This window comes from Cohnella yongneupensis, assembly GCF_042655785.1.
In the GTDB taxonomy this organism is placed as follows: domain Bacteria; phylum Bacillota; class Bacilli; order Paenibacillales; family Paenibacillaceae; genus Cohnella; species Cohnella yongneupensis.
Map to the genome: position 1 here is coordinate 72,529 of NZ_JBHSNC010000053.1, position 25,579 is coordinate 98,107.

The following is a 25,579-nucleotide window of genomic DNA, read 5'->3' on the forward strand; positions in this document are numbered from 1 at the left end:
AATGGACCATCAGCCGATCTACAAAGACGTCAACTTTACGCTAACAAGAGACTTATTCATTACCGGAAGCGCGAGATTCGCGATGAAGCATCTAACTTCGATTCGACTGGTCAAAACCAAGAGAGTCGTTCCGTATACGCTGCTGTTCCTCGAGGTCGCGCTGATTGTAGGCGGGCTCGGTTGGGGCTATAAGTTCCATGGCTGGGTAGCGTTACTCGGGTTTCTCGGGTTGATCGGTTCCGCGCTCTATTACTTCCTTCATAAGCCGGTTCATCGGCTTGTGCTCGTTTTCGCATCGGGAGAACGAGAGTCGATCGGTTCGGCCGATTATTCGTATTTGGAAAGCCTCGCGAACGCTTTCAGCCGCGGAATGGTCGAGTCTAGATACCGTAACGTGGTATAGTGGGTTTAGTTTCATTTTCTTATATGCATGCGCAAAATACGATATAGGAATAATGGCCTCCTGCGCCTATAATGAGGGTTAGTTAATTCTCATCTAGGTTTAGGGGGCTTTGTTATGCCGATATTGTACGATTCCGAGCAACGCGTATTCCATCTTCAGACGCCTAAGACAAGCTATATTATTCAACTTATACAAGACGGCGTACCCGTTCACGCCTACTGGGGACGCAAAGTCGCCGACGCGCCGTGGCCCGGTTTGCTTGATTACCAAGAGCGATCTTCGTTCAGCCCGAATCCGTATCCGGACGATCGCTCTATCTCGTTTGATACGCTGCCGCAAGAGTATCCAGCCTATGGTGCCGGCGATTTCCGTCATCCGGCGTATCAAGCGCAGTTGGCCGACGGCTCGACGATTACGGAGCTCGTATACGCGAGTCATCGCATCGTCGCTGGCAAACCGGCTTTGGAGGGTCTACCTTCTACATACGTGGAAAATGAAGCCGAAGCAGAGACGCTAGAGCTTACGCTTCGCGACGAGAAAGCCGGTCTGCAAGCCGTGCTTTCTTATACCGTGTTCGAGGGGCACGATGCGATCGCCCGCTCGGTCAAGTTCGTTAACGCCAGCGACGAGCAGATCCGGTTGCTTCGCGCGCTTAGCGCCAGCGTCGACTTTAGGCGCGACCGCTTCGAGCTGTTGCAATTGTCCGGCGCATGGGCGCGCGAGCGGGACGTCTATAGACGCCGGTTGACTCCGGGCATGGCATCGGTCGAGAGCCGTCGCGGCTCGAGCAGCCATCAGCAAAATCCGTATATCGCCTTATTGTCGCCGGGTGCCGGGGAAGACCATGGCGACGCGTACGGCTTTAGCCTTGTGTACAGCGGCAGCTTCGTCGCTCAAGCCGAGGTCGACCAATTCAAGACGACTCGCGTATCGATGGGCATTAATCCGTTCGATTTCAACTGGTTATTAGAAGCGGGCGAGTCGTTCCAGACGCCCGAGCTAGTCATGGTTTACTCCGGCGAAGGGATAGGCGAAATGTCGCGTATCTATCATCGTCTCTATCGTACTCGGTTGTGCAGGGGCGAATTCCGCGACCAGACGCGTCCGGTGCTCGTGAACAACTGGGAAGCGACCTATTTCCAGTTCAACGCCGACAAAATCGAGCAAATCGCCAAGACGGGCAGCGAACTAGGCATAGAGTTGTTCGTGCTCGATGATGGTTGGTTCGGACGACGCGATAGCGACAATTGTTCGCTCGGGGATTGGAAAGTAGACTTCAACAAGCTTCCGGACGGCCTGCCGGATCTGGTGAACCGCGTTAACCGGCTGGATATGCAGTTCGGTCTTTGGTTCGAGCCGGAGATGGTATCCCCGGACAGCGAATTATATCGCGCGCATCCGGATTGGTGCTTGCACGTCGATGGGCGGCGCAGAACGGAAGCGCGCAGCCAGCTTATTCTCGACTTGTCTCGTACAGATGTGTGCGATTACATTATCGAATCGGTTAGCGGTATTTTGCGTAGCGCTCCGATAACGTACGTCAAATGGGATATGAACCGGAACATGTCGGAGATCGGCTCCGCCTTGCTTCCTCCGGAGCGTCAACGCGAGACGGCGCATCGTTACATGCTTGGCTTGTATCGCGTACTGGAGACGATTACTTCGTCGTTCCCGCACGTCCTGTTCGAGAGCTGCTCGGGCGGCGGAGGCCGTTTCGATCCGGGGATGCTCCACTACATGCCGCAAACCTGGACAAGCGACAACTCCGATGCGATCTCTCGTCTTCGCATACAATACGGAACGAGCCTTGTGTATCCGATTAGCACGATGGGCGCGCACGTAACCGCCGTTCCGAACCATCAAGTTCATCGGTTTACTTCGCTAGAGACGCGCGGGTCGGTAGCCATGTCGGGTAACTTCGGCTATGAGCTGGACTTGACGAAGATGTCGGACGAAGAGAAAGATGAAGTGAAACGGCAAGTCGCTTTGTATAAGGAAATTCGTCATCTGGTGCAATTCGGCACGTTTTATCGTCTGCGGAGCCCGTTCGAAGGAAACGACACGGCTTGGATGATGGTTGCCGAAGACGGTTCGGAAGCATTCGCCGTCTACGTTCAAGTGCTTGCTGAGCCGAACGCGCCGTTCGATTGGGTGCAGTTCAAAGGGCTGGATCCCGCGGCGAAGTATAAGCTGGTCGGATCCGATGCCGTATACGTCGGCGATCAATTGATGTACGCCGGACTTCCGGTTCCTAGGCTGCAAGGCGATTATCAAAGCCACATTTGGCGGTTCGTTCGGGCGTAACGCCTTTTGAACGATATCCCCTTCGCTCAGGAGAGGGGAGGATGTCCTTTTGAACGATATCCCCTTCGCTCAGGAACGGTCGCGCTCCATGTATCGGAATCCATCATTGTGCGAAAACTACGCCACGGAGGTGGATTTTATGGAGAGCAACAATCAACGACAACAGATCACGGCCGTCCGCAAAAACGGCGACGGAGATATCGTGGAGCTGCAGCTGTCATCCGGCCAAGTCGTCGGGTACAAAGAAGCGCAGCAGATGGCCAAGTCGAACCAGCTCGAGAACGTCAACGTGTTCAAAGGCCGCGACGGCGACGAGCACCTGCGCTCGGACCCGGATGGCCGCGAAGACAACAATCTCGACAATTTGCCGACGTTCTAAGTTGATGCGCGAGAATAGCTGCTTTCGGAGGGGAGACCTTTTCCGAGGTAGCTTTTTCGTGGTTTAATGATGCCCCTCCTTCTGCGTAACTCGATCCTACCGCGCTATCCTCAGCAAACTTGCCGCTTAGTCTTAAGTAACTCGATCCCACCGCGCTATTACGAGCAAACTTGTCACTTTGTTCTTAGTAACTCGATCCCACCGCGCTATTGCGAGCAAACTTGCCGCTTAGTCTTCAGTAACTCGGTCCCACCGCGTTATACAAGTACGAATCCTCCCCTGAGCGAAGGGGATATCGTTATAAAGGGGGTCGCCTCCCTACAATGTAACTCGTATGTACAACATGAAATTCATAAAATCATTTTTATTGAAATAACCCGAATTTGCTTGTAAAATAACAATGTAATCATGTACGTACAAGTTAACTCATTCCACTCATTCATAGGAGGAACATCACATGTTGAAATTAAAGCCTTACGTATTCTGGTTCGTAACGGGCAGCCAACACTTGTACGGACCGGAGACGCTCGAGGAAGTCGCCGCGCACTCCGCGGAAATCGCGGAAAACCTTGCCGCCGACGCGAAAATTCCTTTCCCGATCCTATTCAAGCCGGTCGTTAAGACGCCGGAAGAAATTCGCCAAATTTGTATCGAAGCGAACTCCGACGAAAGCTGCGCGGGCATCATCACGTGGATGCATACGTTCTCGCCTGCCAAAATGTGGATCGCCGGACTGTCGCAGCTTCGCAAGCCGCTGCTTCACCTCCATACGCAATATAACCGCGACATTCCGTGGGACTCGATCGACATGGACTTCATGAACACGAACCAAGCGGCGCACGGCGACCGCGAGTACGGCTTCATCGGAGCGCGCATGGGCATCTCCCGCAAAGTCGTCGTCGGCCACTGGCAAGATCCGCAAGTTCGCGGACGCGTGGGCGGCTGGCAGCGTACGGCTGTCGCATCCGCGGAAAGCAACCAATTGAAAATTGCCCGTTTCGGCGACAACATGCGTCAAGTTGCCGTAACGGAAGGCGATAAAGTCGAAGCGCAAATCAAGTTCGGCTGGGCGGTCAACGGTTACGGCGTAGGCGATCTAGTCGCGCGCGTTAACGCTGTTTCGCAAGCGGACGTAGAAGCGCTGCTCGCCGAATACGCGGAGCAATACGATATCGTGGAAGCGGGCCGCACGGCCGGGCCGGTTCGCGATGCGATCGCTTATCAGGCGCGCATCGAAATCGCGCTCAAATCTTTCCTCGACGAAGGCGGATTCACGGCGTTCACGACGACGTTCGAGGATTTGCACGGACTGGAGCAATTGCCGGGTCTAGCGGTTCAGCGTCTTATGGCGCAAGGCTACGGCTTCGCGGGAGAAGGCGACTGGAAGACGGCGGCGCTCACGCGTCTCGTAAAGATCATCGCCGGCGGCGTAGATACGTCGTTCATGGAAGATTACACGTACCATTTCGAACCGGGCAACGAGCTCGTGCTCGGCGCGCATATGTTGGAAGTGTGTCCGACGCTTGCCGCGAGCAAGCCGCGCATCGAGGTCCACCCGCTCGGCATCGGCGGCAAAGCCGATCCGGCGCGTATTGTATTCGACGGCAAAGGCGGTTCGGCGATTAACGTGTCCGTTATCGATATGGGCAACCGCTTCCGCATGATCGTTAACGAAGTGGAAGGCGTGGCGGTGAACAAACCGATGCCGAAGCTTCCTGTCGCTCGCGTGCTCTGGAAGCCGCTGCCTTCGCTTCAGCAATCCGCGGAAGCATGGATCCTCGCCGGCGGCGCGCACCACACGGTCTACTCGTTCGCGGTTACGACCGAGCAAATGCTCGACTTCGCGGAAATCGCGGGCATCGAATGCGTCGTCATCGACAAGAACACGAATCCGAACCAACTCCGCAACGAGCTTCGTTGGAGCAGCGTGGCTTGGAAATAAGGAATATCTAACCTAACGAACAAACCGTCCTGCAGCCCCAAAAGCTGATGGGACGGTTTTTTTCGTTTTTCAACCAAAGCTATGAGATTTATCACAGCTATCGCCCGACGTAGTGCACTAGCATAAAGGGAGTACGATTAGAGGAGCAATCAACATGGCAAACAAACTAGGCATCGTTCAAAAAATGGTAATAGGCATCACGTGCGTGTCGACCGTAACGTACGCGACTAGCGCGTTCTTTTTGCTCGTGTTAAAGGATCGGTTGGCGTTTTTGCCGGATGGCGCGTTTATCGCGCTTACGCTTGTGTTGGGCATATTTTGGACGGGTTTTCTCGGTTACATAGCCGCGCGCTGGTTCGTTAAACCGCTGCTTCGCTTAACGGATGCCGCGCGTGCGGCCGCAAACGGGAACTTGCAAGTGACGGTGGAAGCGACGCGATCGGAAGACGAAATTCAGACTTTGAATCGGGCTTTCGCGGACATGATCGGCCAGCTCCGCGGCATGATCGCGGGGGTAGCGGAGCATTCGCGGAAGACGGATTTGTTCGCTGGCGAGTTGCAAGGCGCGATCGATCAGGCGACGAACCATATCGTCCATATGACGGAAGAGGCGAACGTCATCTCCGAAAGGACGGAGCGCCAGTCTTCCGCGGCCGAGCAATTGTTCAGTTCGGTTAGCTTTATGACCGAAGTCGCCAAAGAAATGGCCGTAGAAGCAGAGCAAACGAGGTCGATCACCCAAATGATGACCCGGTCGGTAGAGAGCGGGGAGACGGTTATTCGTTCGTTGATCGGCGGAATGCATCAACTGGCGGAGCTCAATCGAGATTCCTTTGCCATCGTTGCGGAGCTCAACGAAGATGCCGCGAAGATCGGCTCGATCTCGGGCGTCGTCGCCGACTTCGCGGAGCAGACGAACTTGCTCGCTCTTAACGCGTCGATCGAAGCGGCGCGCGCCGGAGAGGAAGGAAAGGGGTTCGGCGTCGTCGCCCAGGCCGTAAGGGTGCTCGCCGAGCAAAGCGCGACGGCGGTTAAAGATATCCGCAAGCTGATCGAGCGCATACAGCGGCAAGCCGACAATGCAACCCGGCAGATGTCGGAGCAACGGCAGCGTTCCGAACGCGAGGCGGAGCACGGAGAAAGCTCTGCGACCGCGCTTCGCGTCGTGACGACCGAGGTAGCCAAGGTGAACGGACGAGTCGACGCGATTTCCCGCAAGCTGATCGAGCAGGGCGAACAGGTCGAGCTTGCGATGCGCGAAGCGCAAGCAATGGCGACGGCGACGACGACGATACGTAAGGGCGCTCAAGCCGTGTTCGCGGCGGGGCAGCAGCAGACGGCGGTCATGGAAGAGCTATCGGCGACTTCCGAATCGCTTAAGTCGTGCTCCGAGGCGCTCCGCAAGCAAGTCGCGGTTTTCGCTATACACAACTGAATTCAGCCGTTTACTGCCATCCCACAGGATGGCTTCTTTTGTCTAAATAGTAGTTTCAGAAAAAAATTTTTACGCTCGACAATAATCTCGTTTTTATGAGTAGCCACTTTTGCTAATCTATTAAAAGCGCAAAGATACCTATCGGGTTGACCGTGTTCGTGGCGTTCACGTCACGAACTTTGTTGCGACTTTTTTGAAAATGAGGTGAAAGTTTTCATAATATTCGCTATAATGAATGTAAGTTTCGTGTGAATTATAAGCAAAGTTAACAATTAGCTGACAATTAGTTAACAATTCATCCTATCCGTACTCGTTCCAAAGGTTTATTTGTCGGGAGGTGACTTCGCATGCAGGCCCCGCCGGCTTTACTCTCCACCGAGGACCTGTACTTATTCAACACCGGTCAGTTATTGCGGGCTTATCAGACGTTCGGAGCGCACCTGATGACCTTCGACGGACGCCACGGCGTACGGTTCGTCGTGTGGGCTCCGCAAGCCCGGGAAGTTTCCGTAGTCGGCAATTTCAATGGTTGGGGCCACGGCAGTTTAGGGTTCCGGTTGGATCCGGTAGGTTCGACGGGCGTATGGTGCTGCTTCGTTCCCGGATTAGACGAAGGGGAACGGTATAAGTACGCGATCGTTAACGCCGACGGACATTTGACCTTGAAGTCCGATCCGCATGCCGTCTACAGCGAGCTTCGGCCGCATACGGCATCCATCGTTACATCGCTCGACCGGTACGAATGGCAAGACCGCCAATGGATGGAACACCGGGAGCAAGCTCCCCCTTATGATCGTCCAATGCTCATTTACGAGGTGCATCTCGCTTCCTGGCGAATGGATGCCCCCGAGCAATTCCGCACTTATGAACAGTTATCCTTCGAGCTTGTCGCATACGTCGCCGCGATGGGATACACCCATATCGAGCTGTTGCCGTTAACCGAGCATCCGCTAGATCGATCTTGGGGCTATCAAGCGACCGGTTATTACTCGGCGACGAGCCGATACGGTCCGCCGGAAGGTCTTCAAATGCTCGTCGATCGATGTCACCAAGCGGGAATCGGCGTATTGCTCGACTGGGTGCCGGGTCACTTTTGCAAAGACGATCACGGGTTACGGCTTTTCGACGGCACGCCGCTCTACGAAGACTCGGACAGCAGGCGCGCGGAGAAGCTGCTCTGGGGAACGCTCGCGTTCGACTTCGGCAAGCCCGAAGTATGCAGCTTCCTTCTCTCGAACGCTTTATTCTGGCTCGATAAGTATCATATCGACGGACTCCGCGTAGATGCCGTCGCAAGCATGATCGACTTGCACTTCGACAAGGCCGACGATAGCAAAACGTTCAACCGCTACGGCGGATCCGAGCATATCGAAGCGTTATCCTTTTTGCGCAAGCTGAACGAAACCGTCTTTCAACATTACCCCAACACGCTCATGATGGCGGAAGATTCATCCTCCTACCCTCAAGTCACTGCGCCTACTTACCTCGGAGGCCTCGGATTCAATTACAAATGGAACATGGGCTGGATGAACGACATGCTCCGCTACATGGAGACCGATCCGTCCCGCAGACCTTCTCACCACTCTTTGATCACATTCTCGCTGCTATACGCTTTTTCGGAAAACTACGTATTGCCTCTTTCCCATGATGAAGTCGTACACGGCAAACGTTCGCTGCTGAACAAGATGCCGGGCTCCTACGAAGAAAAGTTCGCGAACTTGCGTCTTTTTTACGGTTACTGGATCACTCATCCGGGCAAAAAACTGCTCTTCATGGGCGGCGAATTCGGCCAATTCGACGAATGGAAAGACTACGACGGCCTCGATTGGCAAGTGCTGCAATACCCGTTGCATGCCCGCATGAACGAGTACGTCAAAGATTTGAACGCCGCGTATTCGCGCGACAGGTCGCTGTGGGAACAAGATCATGAGCAAGCCGGCTTCGAATGGATCGACGTGAACAACGCCGAGCAATGCATGCTGATCTTCCAAAGGACCGGCAAGCGCTCCGCTTCGCCGACCGTGTCGGTATGCAACTTTTCCAGACAATCGCATGACATCTACAGAATCGGCGTTACGGTACCCGGCGAATATCGTCTGACCTTCAACAGCGACGACGAACGGTATGGCGGCAACGGAATGTTCCTGCCTGCGCGTTCATCGGCCGAGTCGATTCCGATGCACGGCAAACCTTACAGCATCGTCGTTCCCGTCCCATCGCTTTCCTTGCAAATGTGGAAGTCAGACACAGACAGCTTGAGTAACTTGAGCCTGTAATGCCTGCAGTGTGCATTTAATTTGGGGGAGGAGTGAGGTTCATGCGCAAAAACGAATGTATCGCAATGCTGCTGGCGGGCGGCGAAGGGAGACGTCTAGGCGTCTTGACCAAAGATTTGGCCAAACCGGCCGTGCCGTTCGGCGGCAAATATCGCATTATCGACTTCACGCTAAGCAACTGCGCCCATTCTGGAATAGAGACGGTCGGCGTACTGACGCAATATCAACCGCTCGTGCTTACCCAGCATCTCGGAATCGGCACGCCATGGGGGCTCGACCGCAGGGAAGGCGGCATGCATGTGCTTCCTCCGTACGTGCGTCAGAAAGGCGGTACCTGGTACAAGGGGACGGCCAACGCTATCTATCAGAACATCGGATTCATCGAGCGGCATGCTCCGGAGTACGTGCTGATCATTTCGGGCGATCACATTTATAAAATGAATTACGATTTGCTGCTCGATGCTCATAAGAAGAGCCGCGCGGACGCGACGATCGCGGTCATAAGCGTGCCGTGGGCGGAGGCGAGTCGATTCGGCATTCTGAGCGTCGACGATGACGGACGCATCGTCGAATTCGCCGAGAAACCGAAGAAACCAAACAGCAACTTGGCTTCTATGGGCGTCTATATGTTCTCGTGGCAAGTGCTTAAGGAAGCGCTCATCCGCGACGAGGCAGCGCGCTCTTCCTCGAACGATTTCGGGAAAGATATTATCCCTACGTTGCTGGCGGAAGGCGCCCGCATGTACTCGTACCGGTTCGACGACTACTGGAAAGACGTCGGAACGATAGATAGCTTGTGGGAGTCGAATATGGATTTGCTCGAGGATAAGCCGCAGTTGCAATTGAACGACCGCTCCTGGCGGATTTTAACTGCGAGCCCGAATCAGCCGGCGCAATATATCGCCCCTAGCGCCAAAGTGCACGGAGCGCTTATTAACGAAGGTTGTTTCGTCGAGGGGGAAGTGACCCGTTCGGTGCTATTCCCTGGGGTGCATGTCGGTGAAGGTACGGTGGTGGAAGATTCGGTCCTCATGCCGGGAGCCGTAATCGGCAAAAACGCGACGATCATTCGCGCGATCGTCGGAGAAGGGGCGATCGTGGAGGACGGCTGTCAGGTCGGCTCCGCGAGCGCGGAAGAAATCGCCGTCGTAGGTAGCGGAAAGACGATTAAGGCCGAAGTCGAATTGCAGGAGGTAGAGCCGGTATGAAGCTTCCGATGATGGGCGTCATTAATTTGATTCACGAAGCCGACGAGATGGCTTCCTTGACGGCGAACCGTTGTTTAGCGACGGTGCCGTTCGGTGGGCGATACCGCCTGATCGATTTCGTGCTCTCCTCCATGGTGAACTCCGGCATTCCGAAGGTCGCGGTGTTCGCGCATACGAAATACCGTTCGCTCATGGATCATCTCGGTTCGGGAAGCAATTGGGATTTGCACCGCAAGCAAAGCGGACTGTTCGTGCTGCCGCCTTCGTTAGAGGACCAGACGGACTACGGCAAAGGGGACTTGTATCACTTTTACCGGAATCGCGATTACTTCGCCCGCAGCCCATCCGAGTACGTCGTCATTACGCGGAGCCATATGGTGTGCAACGTCGATTTCGCCAAAGTGCTGGATCAGCATCGCGAATCGGGCGCTGACATTACGGTCGTCTGCAAGCGGGAGCCGGAAGGCGTTCCGGGTCTTGCCCGCAAGGCGAGAGTGAACGAATTCGGCCGGATCGTCGAGATGCAAGACCATTTCGGCAGGCTGTCCAGCGACGTCGTGTCGATGGAGATGTACGTCCTAAGCCGAGAGTTATTGCTAGATCTCGTGGAGACGTCGCTTGCGCAAGGCCGCGACCACTTCGTCCGCCATGCGATCCTGTCCCGCCTAAACCAGTTGCACGTCAGCGCGTATATGCACGAAGGCGTGCTCGGCGTCGTCAACAACATCGCCGCGTATTACCGTCATAGCATGGAGCTGTTACAACCGGACGTATGGCGCGAGCTGTTCTTCCGTCCCGGCGCCGTCTACACGAAGGTCAAGGACGAACCGCCGACCCATTACCGGAGCGGCGCGGACGTGAGCAACTCGCTCGTCGCGAACGGCTGCGATATCGAGGGGACGGTAACGAACAGCATTTTGTTCCGCGGCGTCAAAGTCGGCAAAGGCGCGATCGTCCGCAACAGCATCGTTATGCAGAACGGCATCATCGGAGAGAACGGCGCGCTGGACAATTGCATTCTGGACAAAGAGGTGGAAATCCGCGCGGAGCAACAGCTCAGGGGCGCGAAAGATTTACCGTTCCTCGCCGTCAAGCGCAAGGTGATCTGATCGGCTAACTTCTACGAACAAGAGGGTGTCTACATGAGAGTGTTGTTCGCGGCGTCGGAAGCGATGCCGCTTGTCAAGACGGGAGGGCTGGCCGACGTCGTCGGCGCTCTTCCCAAAGCGCTTGCCGACATCGGCATCGACGTGACGGTCATTTTGCCTAAGTACGGAGAAATTCCTAAGGAAATCGCGGATCGGACCGTTACGCTCGCCATCATGGACGTACAGCTTGGCTGGCGCAGGCAATATTGCGGCTTGCAGGAAGTCGTCGCGGACGGCGTGCGGTTCCTGCTCGTCGACAACGAGTTTTATTTCAAGCGCGGTTACTTGTACGGGTACGGCGACGAAGCGGAGCGGTTCGCTTTCTTCAACTTCGCGGTGCTCGAGGCGCTTAAGCATTTGGATACGCTGCCGGATATTATTCACTGCCACGATTGGCAGACGGGTCTTATTCCATTCTTACTGAAGACGAGATATTCGAACGAACCGGGCTTCCGCGACATTCGTACGTTGTTCACGATCCATAACCTGCAATACCAAGGCGTTTTCTCGAGAGAGCTGCTGCAAGATTTGCTCGCCACCGGAGACGACGCGTTTACTCGCGACGGGCTGGAGTTTTACGGCGGAGCGAGCTGCATGAAAGCCGGATTGCGGTTCGCGGACAAGTTGTCCACGGTGAGTTATACATACGCTCACGAGATTCAAGGCGAGGAATACGGCGAGAAGCTCGACGGCGTTATCCGCCAACGCTCAGACGATCTGTGGGGAATCTTGAACGGAATCGATACCGAGGTGTACGATCCGGCGAACGATCCTCACGTCTACGTACCGTACTCCGATTCGATGGCGGACAAACGGAAGAACAAAACCGCGCTGCAACGCGAGCTTAGCTTGATCATCGACGAGAAGACGCCGCTTATCGGCATTGTCTCGCGGCTGACGCGTCAGAAGGGCTTCGATCTGATCGGGGAAGTCATTCACGAGATCATGAAAGAGAAAGTCCAGTTGGTTATTCTCGGCACGGGCGAGCCCGGCATCGAAGCGATGCTCTATAACGCGCAGCAGCAATATCCGGGCAGAATCGTCGTCTGGTACGGCTTTAACGAGGCGCTCGCGCGCAAAATTTACGCGGCGTCCGACATGTACTTAATGCCGTCTCGCTTCGAGCCCTGCGGTCTTAGCCAGTTAATCGCGCTTCGCTATCGTTCCGTCCCGATCGTTAGGGAAACCGGGGGTCTTAAAGATACTGTCGAGGCGTACAACGAATACGCCGGAACGGGCAACGGCTTCTCCTTCGGCCCGGCGAGCGCGCACGACTTGCTGTTCACCGTGAAGCGCGCGTTAAGCTTCTACCGCAACGCCGATCATTGGTCCAAGATTGTCGCGAACGGTGCGGAGAAGGATTATGGATGGGCAACTTCGGCGCGCCTGTATGAAAAGCTGTATAGAGAGCTCGCCCTTTAGATAGAGAGGAGAGGAACCGGTATGGCGCGTCATCTGGTCATCGGCAACGGTAAGCTGCTCGTCAATCTAGACAGCAACTGCTACATTCGAGATGTCTATTTTCCTTACGTAGGGCAGCAAAATCACGTCAACGGGCATGAGTGCCGGTTCGGTGTCTGGGTGAACGGTGCTTTCGCTTGGCTGAATGACCCGGAATGGGTGATAGAGTTAGGCTACGTCGAGGATTCGCTCGTCACGAACGTTACCGCGAGGCATGAGCGTCTAGGCGTCGAGTTGCAGCTCAACGACGGCATCCACCAGCGGGAATGCATTTACTTGAAACGCGTCGTCATACGGAATCTGGGCGATACGCCGAAGGATGTCCGCATCTTCTTCCACCACGATCTGATGATCGACGGCAACGAAGTCGGGGACACGGCGGCTTTTTATCCGGAAAACCGGACGCTGTTCCATTACAAACGTTCCTCCTACTTCATGTTCAACGGCCGCTCGGAGCAGGGAGGAATCTATCAGTATTCCACCGGCATCAAGCGGTTCCATTCCGCGGAAGGCACATGGAGGGACGCCGAAGACGGAGAGCTGATGGGCAATTCGATCTCTCAAGGCTCGGTCGATAGCACGATCAGCTTCCGCACGACGGTTCCTTCGGGCAACGAGCGGACGATCTATTATTGGATGTCCGTAGGCGCGAACATGGAAGAAGTGAAACGGCTAGATCAGTACGTACAGGAGAGCCATCCGGAGAAGCTATTAAGTCGGATCGTCATCTACTGGAACCATTGGCTATCCCGGGTAAGCGGACGTTACGGCGATTTGCCGGCCGGCGTCATCCGCCAGTTCAAGCACAGCTTGCTGATCGTACGTACCCAAATCGACGAGCGAGGCGCGATCTTGGCGGCTAACGATACGGAGATTTTACAATACAACCGCGATCATTACAGTTATATGTGGCCTAGGGACGGCGCGCTGATCGCCGATGCGATGTCGCTGGCGGGATACCATGGGACGATTGCTCCGTTCTTCCACTTTTGCGCACGCAATCTATCGCTGGAAGGATACTTGCACCATAAGTACAATCCGGACGGAACGGTCGGGTCAAGCTGGCATCCTTACGTCTTGCAAGGCGTTCCGAGGCTTCCGATTCAAGAAGATGAGACGGCGCTCGTACTATACGCGTTATGGAAAGACTACGCTCGGCACGGAGAGATCGAGCTGCCGCAAGCGTTGTACAATACGCTCGTACGCAAAGCGGCCTCGTTCCTATGCGAATACATGGAGCGGAGCCTCGGCTTGCCGCGTCCTAGCTACGATTTATGGGAAGAACGTTACGGCATCTGGACGTATACGTCGGCATCGGTGTACGGCGGACTGATGGCCGCCGCTTATTTCGCGGATCTGTTCGGGGATTACGATCGCAGCGATCAATATCGCAACGTCGCGGAGCAGATCAAGCAAGGAATCGTCACCCATTTGTGGGATGAAGCTTCGGGAAGATTCGCCCGCGGCTTAACGTGGCAGGACGGTCAATGGGTGAAGGACATGACGGTCGAGAGCAGCATGTTCGGTCTGTTCGAATTCGGCGTGCTGCCGGCGGAGGACGATCGCGTCGCTCGAACGATGCACGCCATCGCCGACAAGCTGCGCGTGAAGACGGATGTCGGAGGCATCGCCCGCTATACGAACGACTACTACTTCCGGCAATCGGACGACATCGACACCGTGCCCGGCAACCCTTGGATCATTTGCACGTTATGGGTCGCGAACTTCCAGATCGAGACCGCGCGTACGGTCGATGACTTGGTCGAGCCAAGACGGACGCTAGAGAAAGTAGGAACTTTCGCACTGCCGGGCGGCAATTTGCCGGAACAAGTGCAGCCGGAAAACGGTTCGCCGTTATCCGTCGCGCCGCTCACCTGGTCTCACGCGACGTACGTGCAGACGGTGTGCAAATACGTACGCAAGCTTGAGCAATTATCTTCGTGACTTGCTGGTTTGACGGATCCCCGCGCAAGTGCCTCTTCGGGCTTTTGCGCGGGGATTTTGCTATAATGGAATAATCTTACTAGCGTCTTGCTTGGCGCTCATATAAGGAGAGTTGGGGATACATGAATTATCGTCCTTTAGGCAAGACGGGCTTGAATGTTAGTGAAATCAGCTTCGGAACCTGGGCCATCGGCGGTTCCTGGGGGCAGACGGACGAGAAGGAATCGCTCAAAGCGCTGGACAAGGCTATGGACGAAGGGGTTAATTTCTTCGATACGGCCGACGTGTACGGAGACGGGCGGAGCGAGCGGTTGCTAGCGGTCGCTACCAAAGGCAAAGAAGATCGCGTTCATATCGCGACGAAGTTTTGCCGGGCGGGAGACATTCACGATCCGAGCACGTATTCCGAGCGGCAAGTGCGTCAATATTGCGAAGCCAGCTTGTCGCGGTTGGAGCGGGAGACGATAGATCTGTACCAGATCCATTGTCCGCCGCTCGCCATCCTTCAAGACGGCGCCGTGTTCGAAGTGCTGGACAAGCTGCAAGCGGAAGGGAAAATCCGCGCATATGGCGTGAGCGTAGAGTCCGTGGAAGAAGGTTTGTTCTGTCTGAAGCAACCCGGCGTGCAGGCGCTGCAAATTATATTCAATCTATTCCGCCAGAAGCCGATCGCGGAATTGCTGCCGCAAGCTCAGGAGCGGGGCGTAGCGTTGCTAGCACGATTGCCGCTCGCCAGCGGACTGTTAACCGGAAAGTTTGCGGAAGATGCGACTTTCGAAGCGGCAGACCACCGCAACTTCAACCAGAACGGCGAATCGTTCAATGTCGGCGAGACGTTCGCGGGCTTGCCTTTCGCCACGGGCGTGGCGCTGTCGCGGGAGTTGGCTTGGATCGCGGAAGGACGCGGAAGCATGACTGAAGCGTCTTTGCGCTGGATTCTCGATCATCCCGCGATCACGTGCGTCATCCCCGGGTTCAAGAACGTTAGGCAAGTCGAGCATAATCTAGCGGCGCAACGCGTTCCGTCGTTCACGGAAGAAGAGCTTGCGCGGCTGCGGACGTTTTACGAGAACGAAGTGCACGGCCATATTCGCGGTTCATATTGATTCAAGGGGCTGATCGGCATGCGTGGCGGAGGTAACTCGACCGTAAGTCGTAAGATCGTAGACCCGTTGTTCTACATCCTCGCCGCGACATCGATCTTATGCGCTTTATTGATTAAGTTCCGGGAATCGCACGGTGCGTTCCTGGACTTTAGTTTCCTGCTGTGGAACTTGTATTTGGCATGGTTGCCGCTTCTCTGTTCGATGGTCGCGCTCATATGGGCTCGCGTCGCCAAAGGGGCGTCGCTCGCTATCGGATTGATCGCGCTCGGTATAGGTTGGCTGCTGCTGTTTCCTAACGCACCCTATTTAATGACCGATCTCATTCACCTGATATTCACTAGCGATTACTTGGGTTACGACGTCGATGGCTTGTTGCTGTGGTTCGACTTGGTGCTCTATTTTATATTTACCTGGTGCGGCATGCTGCTCGGTTATTTGTCCATGAATCAAATCCATGCGATCGTGCGCCACTATTGGGATTCCGCTATGGGCTGGGCGTTCGTGTTCGGCAGCTCGATGCTTAGCGGGTTCGGCGTCTACCTCGGTCGGATCGTCAGGCTGAATAGCTGGGACGTCTTGCATCCGGGACGAATTGTCGAGCAAATTATCGACGCGATTCACTTTAATTCCATCGCATTCTCGATTTTGTTCGGTACGCTGATCTTAATCGTATACGTCTCGTTGTACGCGATTACGACGCATGCCCGAGTCTCTTCGTCGGCAGAACGGTCAACGCCGAGTTCGCTTTAAGAGTGGCCGTGAAGCCTGCGGTACTTTTCGGGCGTCATGCCTTCTTTTTGCCGGAACGTAGCGATGAAATGGCTTGCGTCGCGGAAGCCGACGGCTTCGCCGATTTGGCGGACGGTCATGTCGGGACGAGAGGGCAGCCATTCCTTTGCTTTGCGAAGCCGTAGCTGAATGAGGTAGGCGTAAGCCGACTGTCCGAAAGATTCCTTGAAGCGCTCGTTTAGTTGCCTCGTGCCGATAGATAATCGCTCCGCCATTTCCGCCAATCCCAAATCGGGGTTGGCGTATTCTTTGTCCAGCCAATGGAGCAACTGTTGCACGCGCTCCAAACGCTTGGATAGGGAAGGTTGTTGATCGTTCGTGCCGTTCGTCTTGAGCAAAGTCATGAACCGGTATAGCTCCGCGGAGTTGTTCCAGCCCGACGGGTCGTCGCCGGACTCCGCCAAGTTCAGCATGCGCATGAGCTGCTCGGTCGGCCCGGCGGCTCCTTGTTCCCACTGGAACTTGTCCGAAGCGGCTCCGAACAGCGTATTGGCGCACGTTGCCGCCATGCTCCCGGTAAACGTAATATACGCCGTATGCCAGGGACCGTTACTTACGTAATATTCATGGGGCACGTCGGGGTGGAGCAGGAATCCCGTTCGCGCAGGCAACTTCCAAGTCATGCCGAGCGCGCGCAATTCTCCTTCTCCTTCAAGGGTGTGCAGCCAATGATAGCAAGGATAGCCGTCCGGACGGCTTACGTGTTCTTGATCGGGATTGAGTCCGATCGTCTCGATTTGCAGCGGAAGCAGCTCGCCTGCTGTAGGCGCAACGAAGCGACGAAGCATGAAGGTGACCTCCAGATTGTTATATCTTCTGTCCATTATATTATATAGGATGCTATTCGGATAAGGTTTATAATCGAAGCTGTGATGACAGATTATCCTATTCCTGACGAGGTGCGAGATGATTAATAAGGCGAAGCCCAAAATTTGGTACGGCGGCGACTACAATCCCGATCAATGGGAGAAGCCCGTCTGGGACGAAGATTTGCGCATGTTCAAGCTGGCCGGCATCGACGTCGCGACGTTGAACGTGTTCGCATGGGCGCTTAATCAGCCGGACGAAGAGACGTACTCGTTCGAGTGGTTGGATGAAATGATGGATAAGCTGCACGCGGACGGCGTCGGCGTATGCCTCGCGACGAGTACGGCCGCGCATCCGGCTTGGATGGCGAAGCGTTACCCCGACGTGCTGCGCGTCGACTTCGACGGTCGCAAGCGCAAGTTCGGCGGACGGCACAATTCGTGTCCGAATAGCCCGACCTACCGCAAGTATTCTGTCCGCATGGCCGAGAAGCTGGCGGAACGATATAAGGACCATCCGGCGCTGCTCATTTGGCACGTCTCTAACGAATACAGCGGGTATTGCTACTGCGACAACTGCGCGGAAGCTTTCCGGGAATGGCTCAAGCAACGCTACGGATCGCTAGAGTCCGTCAACCGTGCATGGAATACGGGGTTCTGGGGCCATACGTTTTACGATTGGGACGAGATCGTCCCTCCGAACGGGCTCAGCGAAGAATGGCGCGGTTGGAACGGACGCACGGCGACGAACTTCCAAGGCATTTCGCTGGATTATTGCCGATTCCAGTCGGATAGCTTGCTCGAATGCTATAAACTAGAGCAAGCGGCACTTAAGCAACGGACGCCGGACGTTCCGGTGACGACGAATTTGATGGGCGCCTTCAAGGAACTGGACTATCAAAAGTGGGCGAAACATATGGATGTCGTCTCTTGGGATAACTATCCGTCTCTCGATACGCCGTACAGCTACACGGCGATGATGCACGATCTCATGCGCGGTTTGAAGGACGGTCAGCCGTTCATGCTGATGGAACAGACGCCGAGCCAGCAAAACTGGCAGCCGTACAACTCTTTGAAGCGTCCGGGCGTCATGCGCTTATGGAGCTATCAGGCGGTGGCGCATGGCGCGGATACGGTCATGTTCTTCCAACTTCGCCGATCGATCGGCGCATGCGAGAAGTACCACGGTGCGGTCATAGAGCATGTGGGACACGAACATACGCGGGTATTCCGCGAGTGCGCGGAGCTCGGGGCGGAGCTGCACAAACTTGGCGACACGCTGCTCGATTCGCGCGTGGAATCGAGGATCGCCATTGTGTTCGACTGGGAGAATTGGTGGGCGACGGAGCTTTCCAGCGGTCCGACCATCGCTCTCAAATACGTCGAAGAGGTGCATAAATTTTACGACGCGCTCTATCAAGCCGGTTTCTCCGCGGACGTGGTCGGAGTCGACGCGGATCTGAGCCGATACGATATCGTAATTGCGCCGGTTATGTACATGGTTAAACCTGGCTTCGCGCAGAATGTCGAATCTTTCGTGAGCGCGGGAGGCAAATTCATAACGACGTATTTCAGCGGCATCGTCGACGAGAACGACATCGTTACGCTCGGCGGTTATCCGGGCGAGCTCCGTAAGGTGCTCGGCATTTGGTCGGAGGAGATCGATGCGCTATTGCCGACGCAAAGCAATCGGATCGTCGTGAAGCCGAACGCGATCGGGTTGGAGGGCAGTTACGTTTCTTCGATGTTATGCGATCTCGTCCATTCGGAAGGCGCGGAGGTCGTCGCCGAATACGGAGAAGACTTCTACAAGGGTATGCCTGCATTAACGGTTAATAGGTTCGGCGCGGGGGAAGCGTGGTATTTGGCTACAAGTCCGGAAGCCGCTTTCCTGCGGGATTGGTTGCCGAAGCTGTGCGCGGAATCTTCGATTCGACCGCACCTTCAATCCGTTCCTAGCGGCGTCGAGACGACGCTTCGCGTCAAAGGCGGCAAGCGCTACTTGTTCGTCCTTAATCACAACGCGGATGCGGTAGACATTCAATTAACCGAAGACGGCGGAACCGATCTTCTAACCGGCAAAACGATCTCCGGCACGTCTAGCTTAGCCGGCATAGACTTATGGATCGTCGAACTTAAAGCTTAAGCATACGAACGGCCGGGTGCTTATCGTACTCGGCTGTTTTCTTATTTGGATTCTTGCCTCGCAACCGACCCACAACAATATATATTTTGACAACGTTAATGCAAGTGTTGAAGACGTTCCTCAAAAGAACTACCGACAGCGTGTATATTACCGATGTGAAAGGGATCACCCTTGAGGTTAACGACAAGTTCGAAAGATTATACGGATGGTCTCCGGAGGAAATTATCGGGGCAAGGGTGCCTATAACGCCCGAAAGCTTATTGCGCGTCAATGAAGCGTTCGCGCAATCCGAGAAGTGCAATGAGGTTAAGCTGTCGAATTTGACGAGGATTCGCAAAGACGGCAGTCCTATGTTTCTCGACGTCACGGTCGTGCCTATGCGCGACGAACAAGGGGTATGCTTCGCGTTCATGGTCGTAGAGACTGACTTGTCGGATAAGAAACACGTAGAAGAGAAGCTGCGGGAGAGCGAGGATCGTTACCGGGTGCTGGTGGACAGCTTGCCCGAACCGATCGTCGTTTTCCAGGACCAAGTTATCGTTTTCGTTAATCCCGCGGCTAATAAGCTGATGGGTGCAGACAACTCAGGTCAGTTGCTAGGTCAGCACGTCTCTCGATTCATGCATCCGGAATTGTTGGGGTCGCACGCGAATCGTGGACCAAGGCGTCGGCATTCCGGAAGAGTGGTTGGGCAAAATCGGCGAACCGTTTTTTTCGCTCAAAGAGAGCGGTACCGGTCTTGGGTTAATGGTGTGCAACCGCATCGTGGAAGCGCACAAAGGGAAAATCAACATTTATAGCGTCGTCGATAAGGGCACGACGATCGAGATTGCATGGCCTTTGCGATCGCAATAACCTAGCATAAACTATTAAGTTTACGTATGAACGAGCTTTCAAAAAGTAGAGTTGTCTCCGTGTAAGGTATGCGGAGGCGGCTCTTTTTTGCGTTTTGAAGTCATGCAATCTAACACTTTCCGGAGTGAATCGAAGCGATTATAGGTTGTGCACAGCTGCGAATGCCTATTTTCAGCAATAATCCCTAAAGACAATACAATCAATGTGTAATAAAATATAACACAAGAACAACAAAAGTAGCCTATTCCCCGTTTCGCGTTATTGTAAGTGACGTGATGTAAAAGAGAGGGAGAGAGGACGATGGAGGAGCCATTACTGAAAGTAACGGGCCTTACGAAAGTTTTCGGCAACGTAAGGGCGAACGACGGCGTGACGCTATCGGCGCACGCGGCGGAAATTCATGCGGTGTTAGGCGAGAACGGGGCGGGCAAACGACCGCGGATTACGACGAACGGGATCACGAAGCGGCGATCCGGATGACGGTGCAGCAAGGCGGTATTTTCGGATGGGCGGCGTCTACGGAAGCCGTATTGTCAAGCCTTCCGCAGCCGGAAATATCCGGAAGCGATTAGATAGCATCAATTGCAGCAATAGCAACATTAGGAGCTAGGACGACTGTCGAGGAGGAAGCATAATGGCAATGATGCCGCGCAAGGAATCGTCCCCCGGAAGCCAAGCCGAGGAAACGATATTTACGGTGAAGGAATTGCTCGGCATCCCGCTTTTGAAGGAAGCTAAGCTTGTCGCGGGCCAAGCCGGCCAATATCGCGCCATCACCAGGGTTAACGTAATGGAGGTGCCGGACATCATTACTTGGGTCAGACCCGGGGAATTTTTGATGACGACCGGTTATCCTTTCCGAGAGGAACCCGAGCGCTTCCTGCAGCTCATTCCGGAGCTCGCAAAGCGCGGCGTCACCGCACTTGGTATCAAAACGAAGCGTTTCTTCGAAGAGGTGCCCAAGGAGCTGCTGGAGGAAGCGGATAAGCTAGGCTTCGCGCTGATCGACCTGCCTCCGGACATCGTATTCTCGGACCTCGTCCGTGCGTGCATGGAGCGGGTGCTCGCGCAGGAAACCTCGCAATTATCCGAACTGCAAAACCGAATACAAAGCATGACTCGCCTGCTTCTGGAAGGAAGCGGTCTTTATGCGTTTTTGGACGCTATGGAGGATATGCTGGGAAATCCGGTCATTGTCGTGCGCGAACAAGAAAAGCCATGGCTATCCTCGAGCATGAGAGGGGCGGAACCTACGGAAATATGGCCGATCCTGCAATCGCTCTCCTTTCGGCAGATTGGGCGAGGCTTGAATAGCGGCTTCACCTTGCTTCAGAACGCGTACCGGGCTTACGTCAGCCCTATTCCGTCGCGCAAAATGAAGCAAGCGTGCCTCGTGTTGCTAGAACGCGGCAAGGACATCTCGCCGCTAGACGCGCTTAGCGTGGATCGGCTTTCGGCGCTAGCCGGCCTAGAGCTCGCGAACGTAGAAGCGGTGCGCGAGGTCGAAGGTAAATACTTGGATCAATTTATGCAGGATTGGCTCTCCGGCAAAATCGTCTCGGACGCGGATTGGAAGCTTCGGGCCGACGTCTGCGGCTGTTCGATTCCCGAAGGCTCGCGCATGTGCGCCGTTATGGTCGGCTGGCATCAGAAGGAGCCATCGCAAGAGAAGCTGCGGGAAATTACCCGTCGGCTTCGGTCGGAAAGGCTGCGCACGGTCGACGGGATGCTGGCTGCGCCGATCGGCAACGATTTGGCGCTCGTGTTGCCGCTAGGTAGGTCCGCGTTAGCTGAAGGCAGCGGCGTCGAAGCGTTCGAGCAGCTGCTCGGCAAGCTGCTCGCAGAGCTTCGTCCGATGCTCGGCGACCGGGATTTGCGCCTCTACACGGGGAGAATCATCGATCGATACGACGGGTTGCACGGCAGTTGGTCGCAAGCGAAAAGGGCAAGGCAAGTGGCCGAAGTGTGCGGTTTGCCGGGGGAGGTCGTATCGTACGATCGGCTTGGCATTTATTCTCTGCTCTACTTGATTCCCGCAGGGGAAGAGAGGGATCAGTTTCTCATGCGGTTCGCGGCGCCGCTTCAGCAAGCCGACCGCAAAGGCGGCGGCAGGCTCGTCGAGACGCTGGAGATGTTCTTCCGATGCAACGGCAATATCAAGCTTACTTCGGAGAAGCTGTACGCGCATTACAACACGATCGTGTACCGGCTGGAGAAAATACAGGCGATACTCGGCGTGTCCCTCGACGATCCGGAGGACCGGTTGCAGCTGCATCTTGCCTTGAAGCTAGGACAAATTACGCCGGGATTTTCCGGTTAACGTTCAAAAACCTTGCCGACGACATGTCGGCAAGGTTTTCTTATGGTGCATACGCTGTTAGTGGCTTAGCTTAATAGCCGGCTTTAAGGATGATAACCAACAGGATGAAGAGAACAAGAACGAAAGCAGCTGCGCTCATCCCACCATGACCATGACCATGTCCGCAACCAACTGCACCTGCAACTGGATAACTCATCTGTGTAAAACCTCCCGCGTTCGAAGTGATGTGATGGCAAATCACAATGTCAGCATATGGCGGGGGGCATGACGAATCCTGTACGTTTGTACCGGGGGAGCGTTTATTCCCGATATTTCAGCGAATGTCCCGGTAGTTGAAATTGCGGATATGTTTGATTCGCGTAGTCGCCAACAGAGGTCCGCCAATGCCGGCGCGCAGCAAGGCAGCGGACGATATAGCCGTCACGTCGATGTAGCCGATTCGGATTTCGGGGACGCAATCGGTCTTATGGAACGCGACTTGAACGCACGTATCCAGGTTATACGCTGGGCGGGCGAAGATCTCGTAAGCGGCGAACCGCGTCTCGTCGTGCGAGTAATTCGCGACTGCTCGCTGCACGGCGAGCGCGCGGGAAGTTAGCTCGGTCGTCCCGTTATCGCCGAATTGGGCGACTCCGGACGAGCTGACGGTATTTAAATTCATCCATCCGATATTCGTGCTCCTACCCGATGGCAGCGTCATTCGATATCTCCCTCCGGCAACTCCGGAAGCGGAGCGATCTGTCCGACGATGACGGATTCGGGAGGCGTGTCGAAGAACGCATACAGCCGAATCGACTCGGTGTCGCCAAGCAGCAACGAAGACGAGCTGGATACGCCAAGTATCGTGATCGAACCGATCGTAAGCGGACCGTTAACGACATTCAAGCTGTAAGGAGGCGGGGCATTCATAGGCGGTGGTTTCTCCCTTCGGGCGCAGATGTCTTTTGCTTTTGCAAGTAGGCGGTGAATGCGCCTTGAATATCTCGCGTCGTCTTCTCTTTGATCTGATCGTGCCACAGACGCTTCTCTTCGTCCGTGCCTTGTTGCGGATAAGGTTTCATCGTGACGTAATATCGGACTCTTTCGTTCAACTGCCGCCTTACGTCGTCGACGACTTGGGTCCGGTGGACTTCGTCGAGAGGGACGGCGTATTGTTGCTCCAGCAGCATTAGCGACTGCGCGCCTTCCCCGTTCAAGTAAGCGGCCATCTCGCCCTGCATGCGGCGCACGGGGTCGTCCGCGGCTTCGGCTTCCGCCGGATTCACCGACCAACAAGCTCCGCCCGGCGTTTCGAGCGACTCGATGCTGGGCGTGCCCTGCGGCGTAATACCGACGTTCAGCGTACCTTCCAACCGGTTGACCTTCAATTGGTCAAAATGGTATTCCACGTGCAAGGGAGGCTTGCTCTTCAAGTCGTCTAGCTGCTTCTGAATCGACTGCAGTTGCGCGGCCATCAGTTGGATCTGTTGCTCCGACCGGTAGAAGCGTTGCAATAAAGTCGGCCAATCGGTTATGGGGTTCGGGAGCGGCTGGTTTTGCCCGTTCGAAGGCGGATTCATCGCGAACGTCCTCCTTATGTCGGATTCGGGAGCGGAACGAGCGAAAGCGAAGACAGCGCCTCGCCAACGGTTTCGACTCCTGGCGCCGGTTTAGTAAATCCGCCGGTATTGTACAATTGGGATAGAGACTGGATGCTGCCGGCGCTGCCGATTTGCAACACGGAGGAGTTCGTAACCGCTTCGACGCGAAGCTGGCCGATCGTAATCGTCTGGTTGACGTACCAGCAACTCATACAACCACACTCCCGGATCCAGGTTCATTAATTGTCGGGTTATCTTGGAGATCCGTATCGTTCGTATTTGTCGCGCTTACGGCGTTATTGCTTCTAGATAGGTCGCCGGTAATGAAGGAACCCGCGCCCGCATAGGTTTTTGAAGTGCTCGAAGGCGAGATTTGGAGCGAATCGCCGAATTGAACCACACTGCCCGAGCCGACGCTTAAAATTTTTACGTTGCCGATTATGCAGGGCATAGGGAGAAACGACTCCTTCGCTGTGGGGTCATGCAACAGTGTATGAAGGCAAATGCCCAGAGGTTCATCCGGAATGAACGGTCGGGGAGTCGCGCGCACGGCTTCACGCTATGGGCATATGCTGAATGATAAGCCGTTGGATGGGAAGGTGGGAGGGCGGATGAGCTCTTTTTTCGATAGCGGGCCGCTTCCGGATTGGAAAGTCGTGCAACAATGGTTGGGCAAAGATCTACCCTGGAAGCTTGTCGAGCAATGGGATAAGCCTGGAGACACCGATTGGTTGAATCAGTACGTAAAAAATATGATGACCCACGCGAAGAAGGATGCGCGCGTAAAGTCGCGGGGACTTGTGCGCATGGACGTGCAAAAGGACAAAAAGTTCGTTACAGTAACGATGCACTTGGACCCGAACGTCGACTATCGCGATCTGCAGCTGTTCGCCGTTTCCGATCGACTTCGGGTAACGGGATTGCCGAACGAAGGGAAACAGGCGGTTCGATTCCCCTGCCTGGTGTACGCCAGATCCGGCAAAGCCGAGATGAGAAAAGGACAACTAATCGTTCGCTTCAAGCGAAGGCCCCCCGAGAAAAGCGAATACGAATTGTTTATACAGCCGTAAATCGGTATAATGCTAGAGGAATCAACCCGGCTAGCGGAAACGTAGATCGGGTTGGAACGGTTTAAGGGGGCAATGGTCGTGGATTTGGTCGATGTTAAAGATATTTCTCCCGCGTTGTTCATTACGGGCGCGATTTTCATTCTTCTGATCGGTTCGTTTTTGAGCTTGGGCGTGCTGCGGTTTTTCCAGGAAAATAAACGGCAAGGCTTTATTTTTCTCGCGCTTTCGGTCGCGTCCTTCGTCGGACTCGTCGCATCCGTGAACACTTGGTTTGCGTAGCCCGTCGGCTGCAATAAGCGCAAAGAGGTCAAAAAAGCCCGGCATTCGCCGAGGCTTTTTTAGTTTTGGCGTGCCCAGAGGCACGCATCTTCTAGCCGGTGAAAGTCCGGTCGCGGGAGGGGCCAAGC

25 protein-coding genes and 1 pseudogene are annotated in these 25,579 nt (G+C 55.0%); 19 read left to right on the forward strand and 7 right to left on the reverse strand.

What is annotated here, in order from left to right; all coding sequences use genetic code 11:
• Nucleotide 1: 1 nt before the first annotated feature.
• From ACFPQ4_RS18310 to ACFPQ4_RS18365, 12 genes are all read left to right on the forward strand, one after another.
• On the forward strand, nucleotides 2-403 hold the full coding sequence (locus ACFPQ4_RS18310) for a DUF6232 family protein (RefSeq protein ID WP_378113331.1): 402 nt from the start codon (nucleotides 2-4) through the stop codon (nucleotides 401-403).
• Between the two features lie 114 nt (nucleotides 404-517).
• Nucleotides 518-2,707 carry an alpha-galactosidase gene (locus ACFPQ4_RS18315; protein WP_378113332.1) on the forward strand — a complete coding sequence of 730 codons (2,190 nt, stop codon included), beginning with the start codon at nucleotides 518-520 and terminating at the stop codon, nucleotides 2,705-2,707.
• 139 nt (nucleotides 2,708-2,846) lie between these two features.
• Nucleotides 2,847-3,086, forward strand: coding sequence for a DUF3892 domain-containing protein (locus tag ACFPQ4_RS18320; RefSeq protein ID WP_378113333.1), 240 nt, complete (start codon nucleotides 2,847-2,849; stop codon nucleotides 3,084-3,086).
• A 457-nt stretch (nucleotides 3,087-3,543) separates the two neighbouring features.
• Complete coding sequence (araA, locus tag ACFPQ4_RS18325; RefSeq protein ID WP_378113334.1) at nucleotides 3,544-5,028, forward strand: L-arabinose isomerase; 1,485 nt, start codon at nucleotides 3,544-3,546, stop codon at nucleotides 5,026-5,028.
• 154 nt (nucleotides 5,029-5,182) lie between these two features.
• Entirely contained in the window at nucleotides 5,183-6,463 is a 1,281-nt protein-coding gene (locus ACFPQ4_RS18330; RefSeq protein ID WP_378113335.1) for a methyl-accepting chemotaxis protein, read from the forward strand.
• Nucleotides 6,464-6,810: 347 nt separating this feature from the next.
• Entirely contained in the window at nucleotides 6,811-8,739 is a 1,929-nt protein-coding gene (gene glgB, locus ACFPQ4_RS18335) for a 1,4-alpha-glucan branching protein GlgB (RefSeq protein WP_378113336.1), read from the forward strand.
• Nucleotides 8,740-8,780: 41 nt separating this feature from the next.
• Entirely contained in the window at nucleotides 8,781-9,947 is a 1,167-nt protein-coding gene (locus ACFPQ4_RS18340; RefSeq protein ID WP_378113338.1) for a glucose-1-phosphate adenylyltransferase, read from the forward strand.
• Nucleotides 9,944-11,056, forward strand: a complete 1,113-nt coding sequence (gene glgD, locus ACFPQ4_RS18345) for a glucose-1-phosphate adenylyltransferase subunit GlgD (protein ID WP_378113339.1) — start codon at nucleotides 9,944-9,946, stop codon at nucleotides 11,054-11,056. Before ACFPQ4_RS18340 ends, glgD begins: the two co-directional genes overlap by 4 nt.
• Nucleotides 11,057-11,089: 33 nt before the next feature.
• Complete coding sequence (gene glgA / locus ACFPQ4_RS18350) at nucleotides 11,090-12,517, forward strand: glycogen synthase GlgA (RefSeq protein WP_378113340.1); 1,428 nt, start codon at nucleotides 11,090-11,092, stop codon at nucleotides 12,515-12,517.
• A 21-nt stretch (nucleotides 12,518-12,538) separates the two neighbouring features.
• Entirely contained in the window at nucleotides 12,539-14,500 is a 1,962-nt protein-coding gene (locus tag ACFPQ4_RS18355; RefSeq protein WP_378113341.1) for a glycoside hydrolase family 15 protein, read from the forward strand.
• A 122-nt stretch (nucleotides 14,501-14,622) separates the two neighbouring features.
• On the forward strand, nucleotides 14,623-15,606 hold the full coding sequence (locus ACFPQ4_RS18360) for an aldo/keto reductase (RefSeq protein ID WP_378113342.1): 984 nt from the start codon (nucleotides 14,623-14,625) through the stop codon (nucleotides 15,604-15,606).
• 18 nt (nucleotides 15,607-15,624) lie between these two features.
• Nucleotides 15,625-16,356: a DUF1361 domain-containing protein gene (locus ACFPQ4_RS18365; RefSeq protein ID WP_378113343.1), complete on the forward strand. Its 732-nt coding sequence runs from the start codon at nucleotides 15,625-15,627 to the stop codon at nucleotides 16,354-16,356.
• Here ACFPQ4_RS18365 and ACFPQ4_RS18370 read toward each other — a convergent pair.
• A complete protein-coding gene (locus ACFPQ4_RS18370; protein WP_378113344.1) occupies nucleotides 16,353-17,183 on the reverse strand; it encodes an AraC family transcriptional regulator in 831 nt (276 codons plus the stop codon). The two genes, ACFPQ4_RS18365 and ACFPQ4_RS18370, sit on opposite strands and share 4 nt — an antisense overlap.
• A gap of 118 nt (nucleotides 17,184-17,301) precedes the next feature.
• On the opposite strand from ACFPQ4_RS18370, the gene ACFPQ4_RS18375 reads away from it, so the two are divergent.
• The 5 genes and pseudogenes from ACFPQ4_RS18375 (at nucleotide 17,302) to ACFPQ4_RS18395 (ending at nucleotide 22,522) form a co-directional block, all read left to right on the forward strand.
• Nucleotides 17,302-19,347 carry a beta-galactosidase gene (locus ACFPQ4_RS18375; RefSeq protein WP_378113345.1) on the forward strand — a complete coding sequence of 682 codons (2,046 nt, stop codon included), beginning with the start codon at nucleotides 17,302-17,304 and terminating at the stop codon, nucleotides 19,345-19,347.
• A gap of 98 nt (nucleotides 19,348-19,445) precedes the next feature.
• A pseudogene (locus ACFPQ4_RS18380) lies at nucleotides 19,446-20,096 on the forward strand (PAS domain-containing protein); the annotation flags it as partial.
• Entirely contained in the window at nucleotides 20,002-20,202 is a 201-nt protein-coding gene (locus tag ACFPQ4_RS18385) for an ATP-binding protein (protein WP_378113346.1), read from the forward strand. The pseudogene ACFPQ4_RS18380 and the gene ACFPQ4_RS18385, both read left to right, overlap by 95 nt.
• A gap of 300 nt (nucleotides 20,203-20,502) precedes the next feature.
• On the forward strand, nucleotides 20,503-20,682 hold the full coding sequence (locus ACFPQ4_RS18390; RefSeq protein WP_378113347.1) for a hypothetical protein: 180 nt from the start codon (nucleotides 20,503-20,505) through the stop codon (nucleotides 20,680-20,682).
• Between the two features lie 154 nt (nucleotides 20,683-20,836).
• Nucleotides 20,837-22,522: a PucR family transcriptional regulator gene (locus tag ACFPQ4_RS18395; RefSeq protein WP_378113348.1), complete on the forward strand. Its 1,686-nt coding sequence runs from the start codon at nucleotides 20,837-20,839 to the stop codon at nucleotides 22,520-22,522.
• A gap of 70 nt (nucleotides 22,523-22,592) precedes the next feature.
• Here ACFPQ4_RS18395 and ACFPQ4_RS18400 read toward each other — a convergent pair whose 3' ends face one another.
• From ACFPQ4_RS18400 to ACFPQ4_RS18425, 6 genes are all read right to left on the reverse strand, one after another.
• Nucleotides 22,593-22,718: a sporulation protein YjcZ gene (locus ACFPQ4_RS18400; RefSeq protein ID WP_378113349.1), complete on the reverse strand. Its 126-nt coding sequence runs from the start codon at nucleotides 22,716-22,718 to the stop codon at nucleotides 22,593-22,595.
• Between the two features lie 117 nt (nucleotides 22,719-22,835).
• On the reverse strand, nucleotides 22,836-23,222 hold the full coding sequence (locus ACFPQ4_RS18405) for a spore germination protein GerPE (protein WP_378113350.1): 387 nt from the start codon (nucleotides 23,220-23,222) through the stop codon (nucleotides 22,836-22,838).
• The gene (locus ACFPQ4_RS18410; RefSeq protein ID WP_378113351.1) at nucleotides 23,219-23,431 is read right to left on the reverse strand and encodes a spore gernimation protein GerPD; all 213 of its coding nucleotides are present in this window, start codon (nucleotides 23,429-23,431) and stop codon (nucleotides 23,219-23,221) included. Before ACFPQ4_RS18410 ends, ACFPQ4_RS18405 begins: the two co-directional genes overlap by 4 nt.
• A complete protein-coding gene (gerPC, locus tag ACFPQ4_RS18415; protein ID WP_378113352.1) occupies nucleotides 23,428-24,081 on the reverse strand; it encodes a spore germination protein GerPC in 654 nt (217 codons plus the stop codon). Before gerPC ends, ACFPQ4_RS18410 begins: the two co-directional genes overlap by 4 nt.
• Before the next feature lie 14 nt (nucleotides 24,082-24,095).
• On the reverse strand, nucleotides 24,096-24,314 hold the full coding sequence (locus tag ACFPQ4_RS18420; protein ID WP_378113353.1) for a spore germination protein GerPB: 219 nt from the start codon (nucleotides 24,312-24,314) through the stop codon (nucleotides 24,096-24,098).
• Complete coding sequence (locus ACFPQ4_RS18425; RefSeq protein WP_378113354.1) at nucleotides 24,311-24,553, reverse strand: spore germination protein; 243 nt, start codon at nucleotides 24,551-24,553, stop codon at nucleotides 24,311-24,313. Before ACFPQ4_RS18425 ends, ACFPQ4_RS18420 begins: the two co-directional genes overlap by 4 nt.
• A gap of 160 nt (nucleotides 24,554-24,713) precedes the next feature.
• Here ACFPQ4_RS18425 and ACFPQ4_RS18430 point away from each other — a divergent pair, with 160 nt between their 5' ends.
• Together ACFPQ4_RS18430 and ACFPQ4_RS18435 are read left to right on the forward strand one after the other, a co-directional pair.
• A complete protein-coding gene (locus ACFPQ4_RS18430; protein WP_378113355.1) occupies nucleotides 24,714-25,172 on the forward strand; it encodes a hypothetical protein in 459 nt (152 codons plus the stop codon).
• A gap of 72 nt (nucleotides 25,173-25,244) precedes the next feature.
• Entirely contained in the window at nucleotides 25,245-25,451 is a 207-nt protein-coding gene (locus ACFPQ4_RS18435; RefSeq protein ID WP_378113363.1) for a hypothetical protein, read from the forward strand.
• Nucleotides 25,452-25,579: the final 128 nt, after the last annotated feature.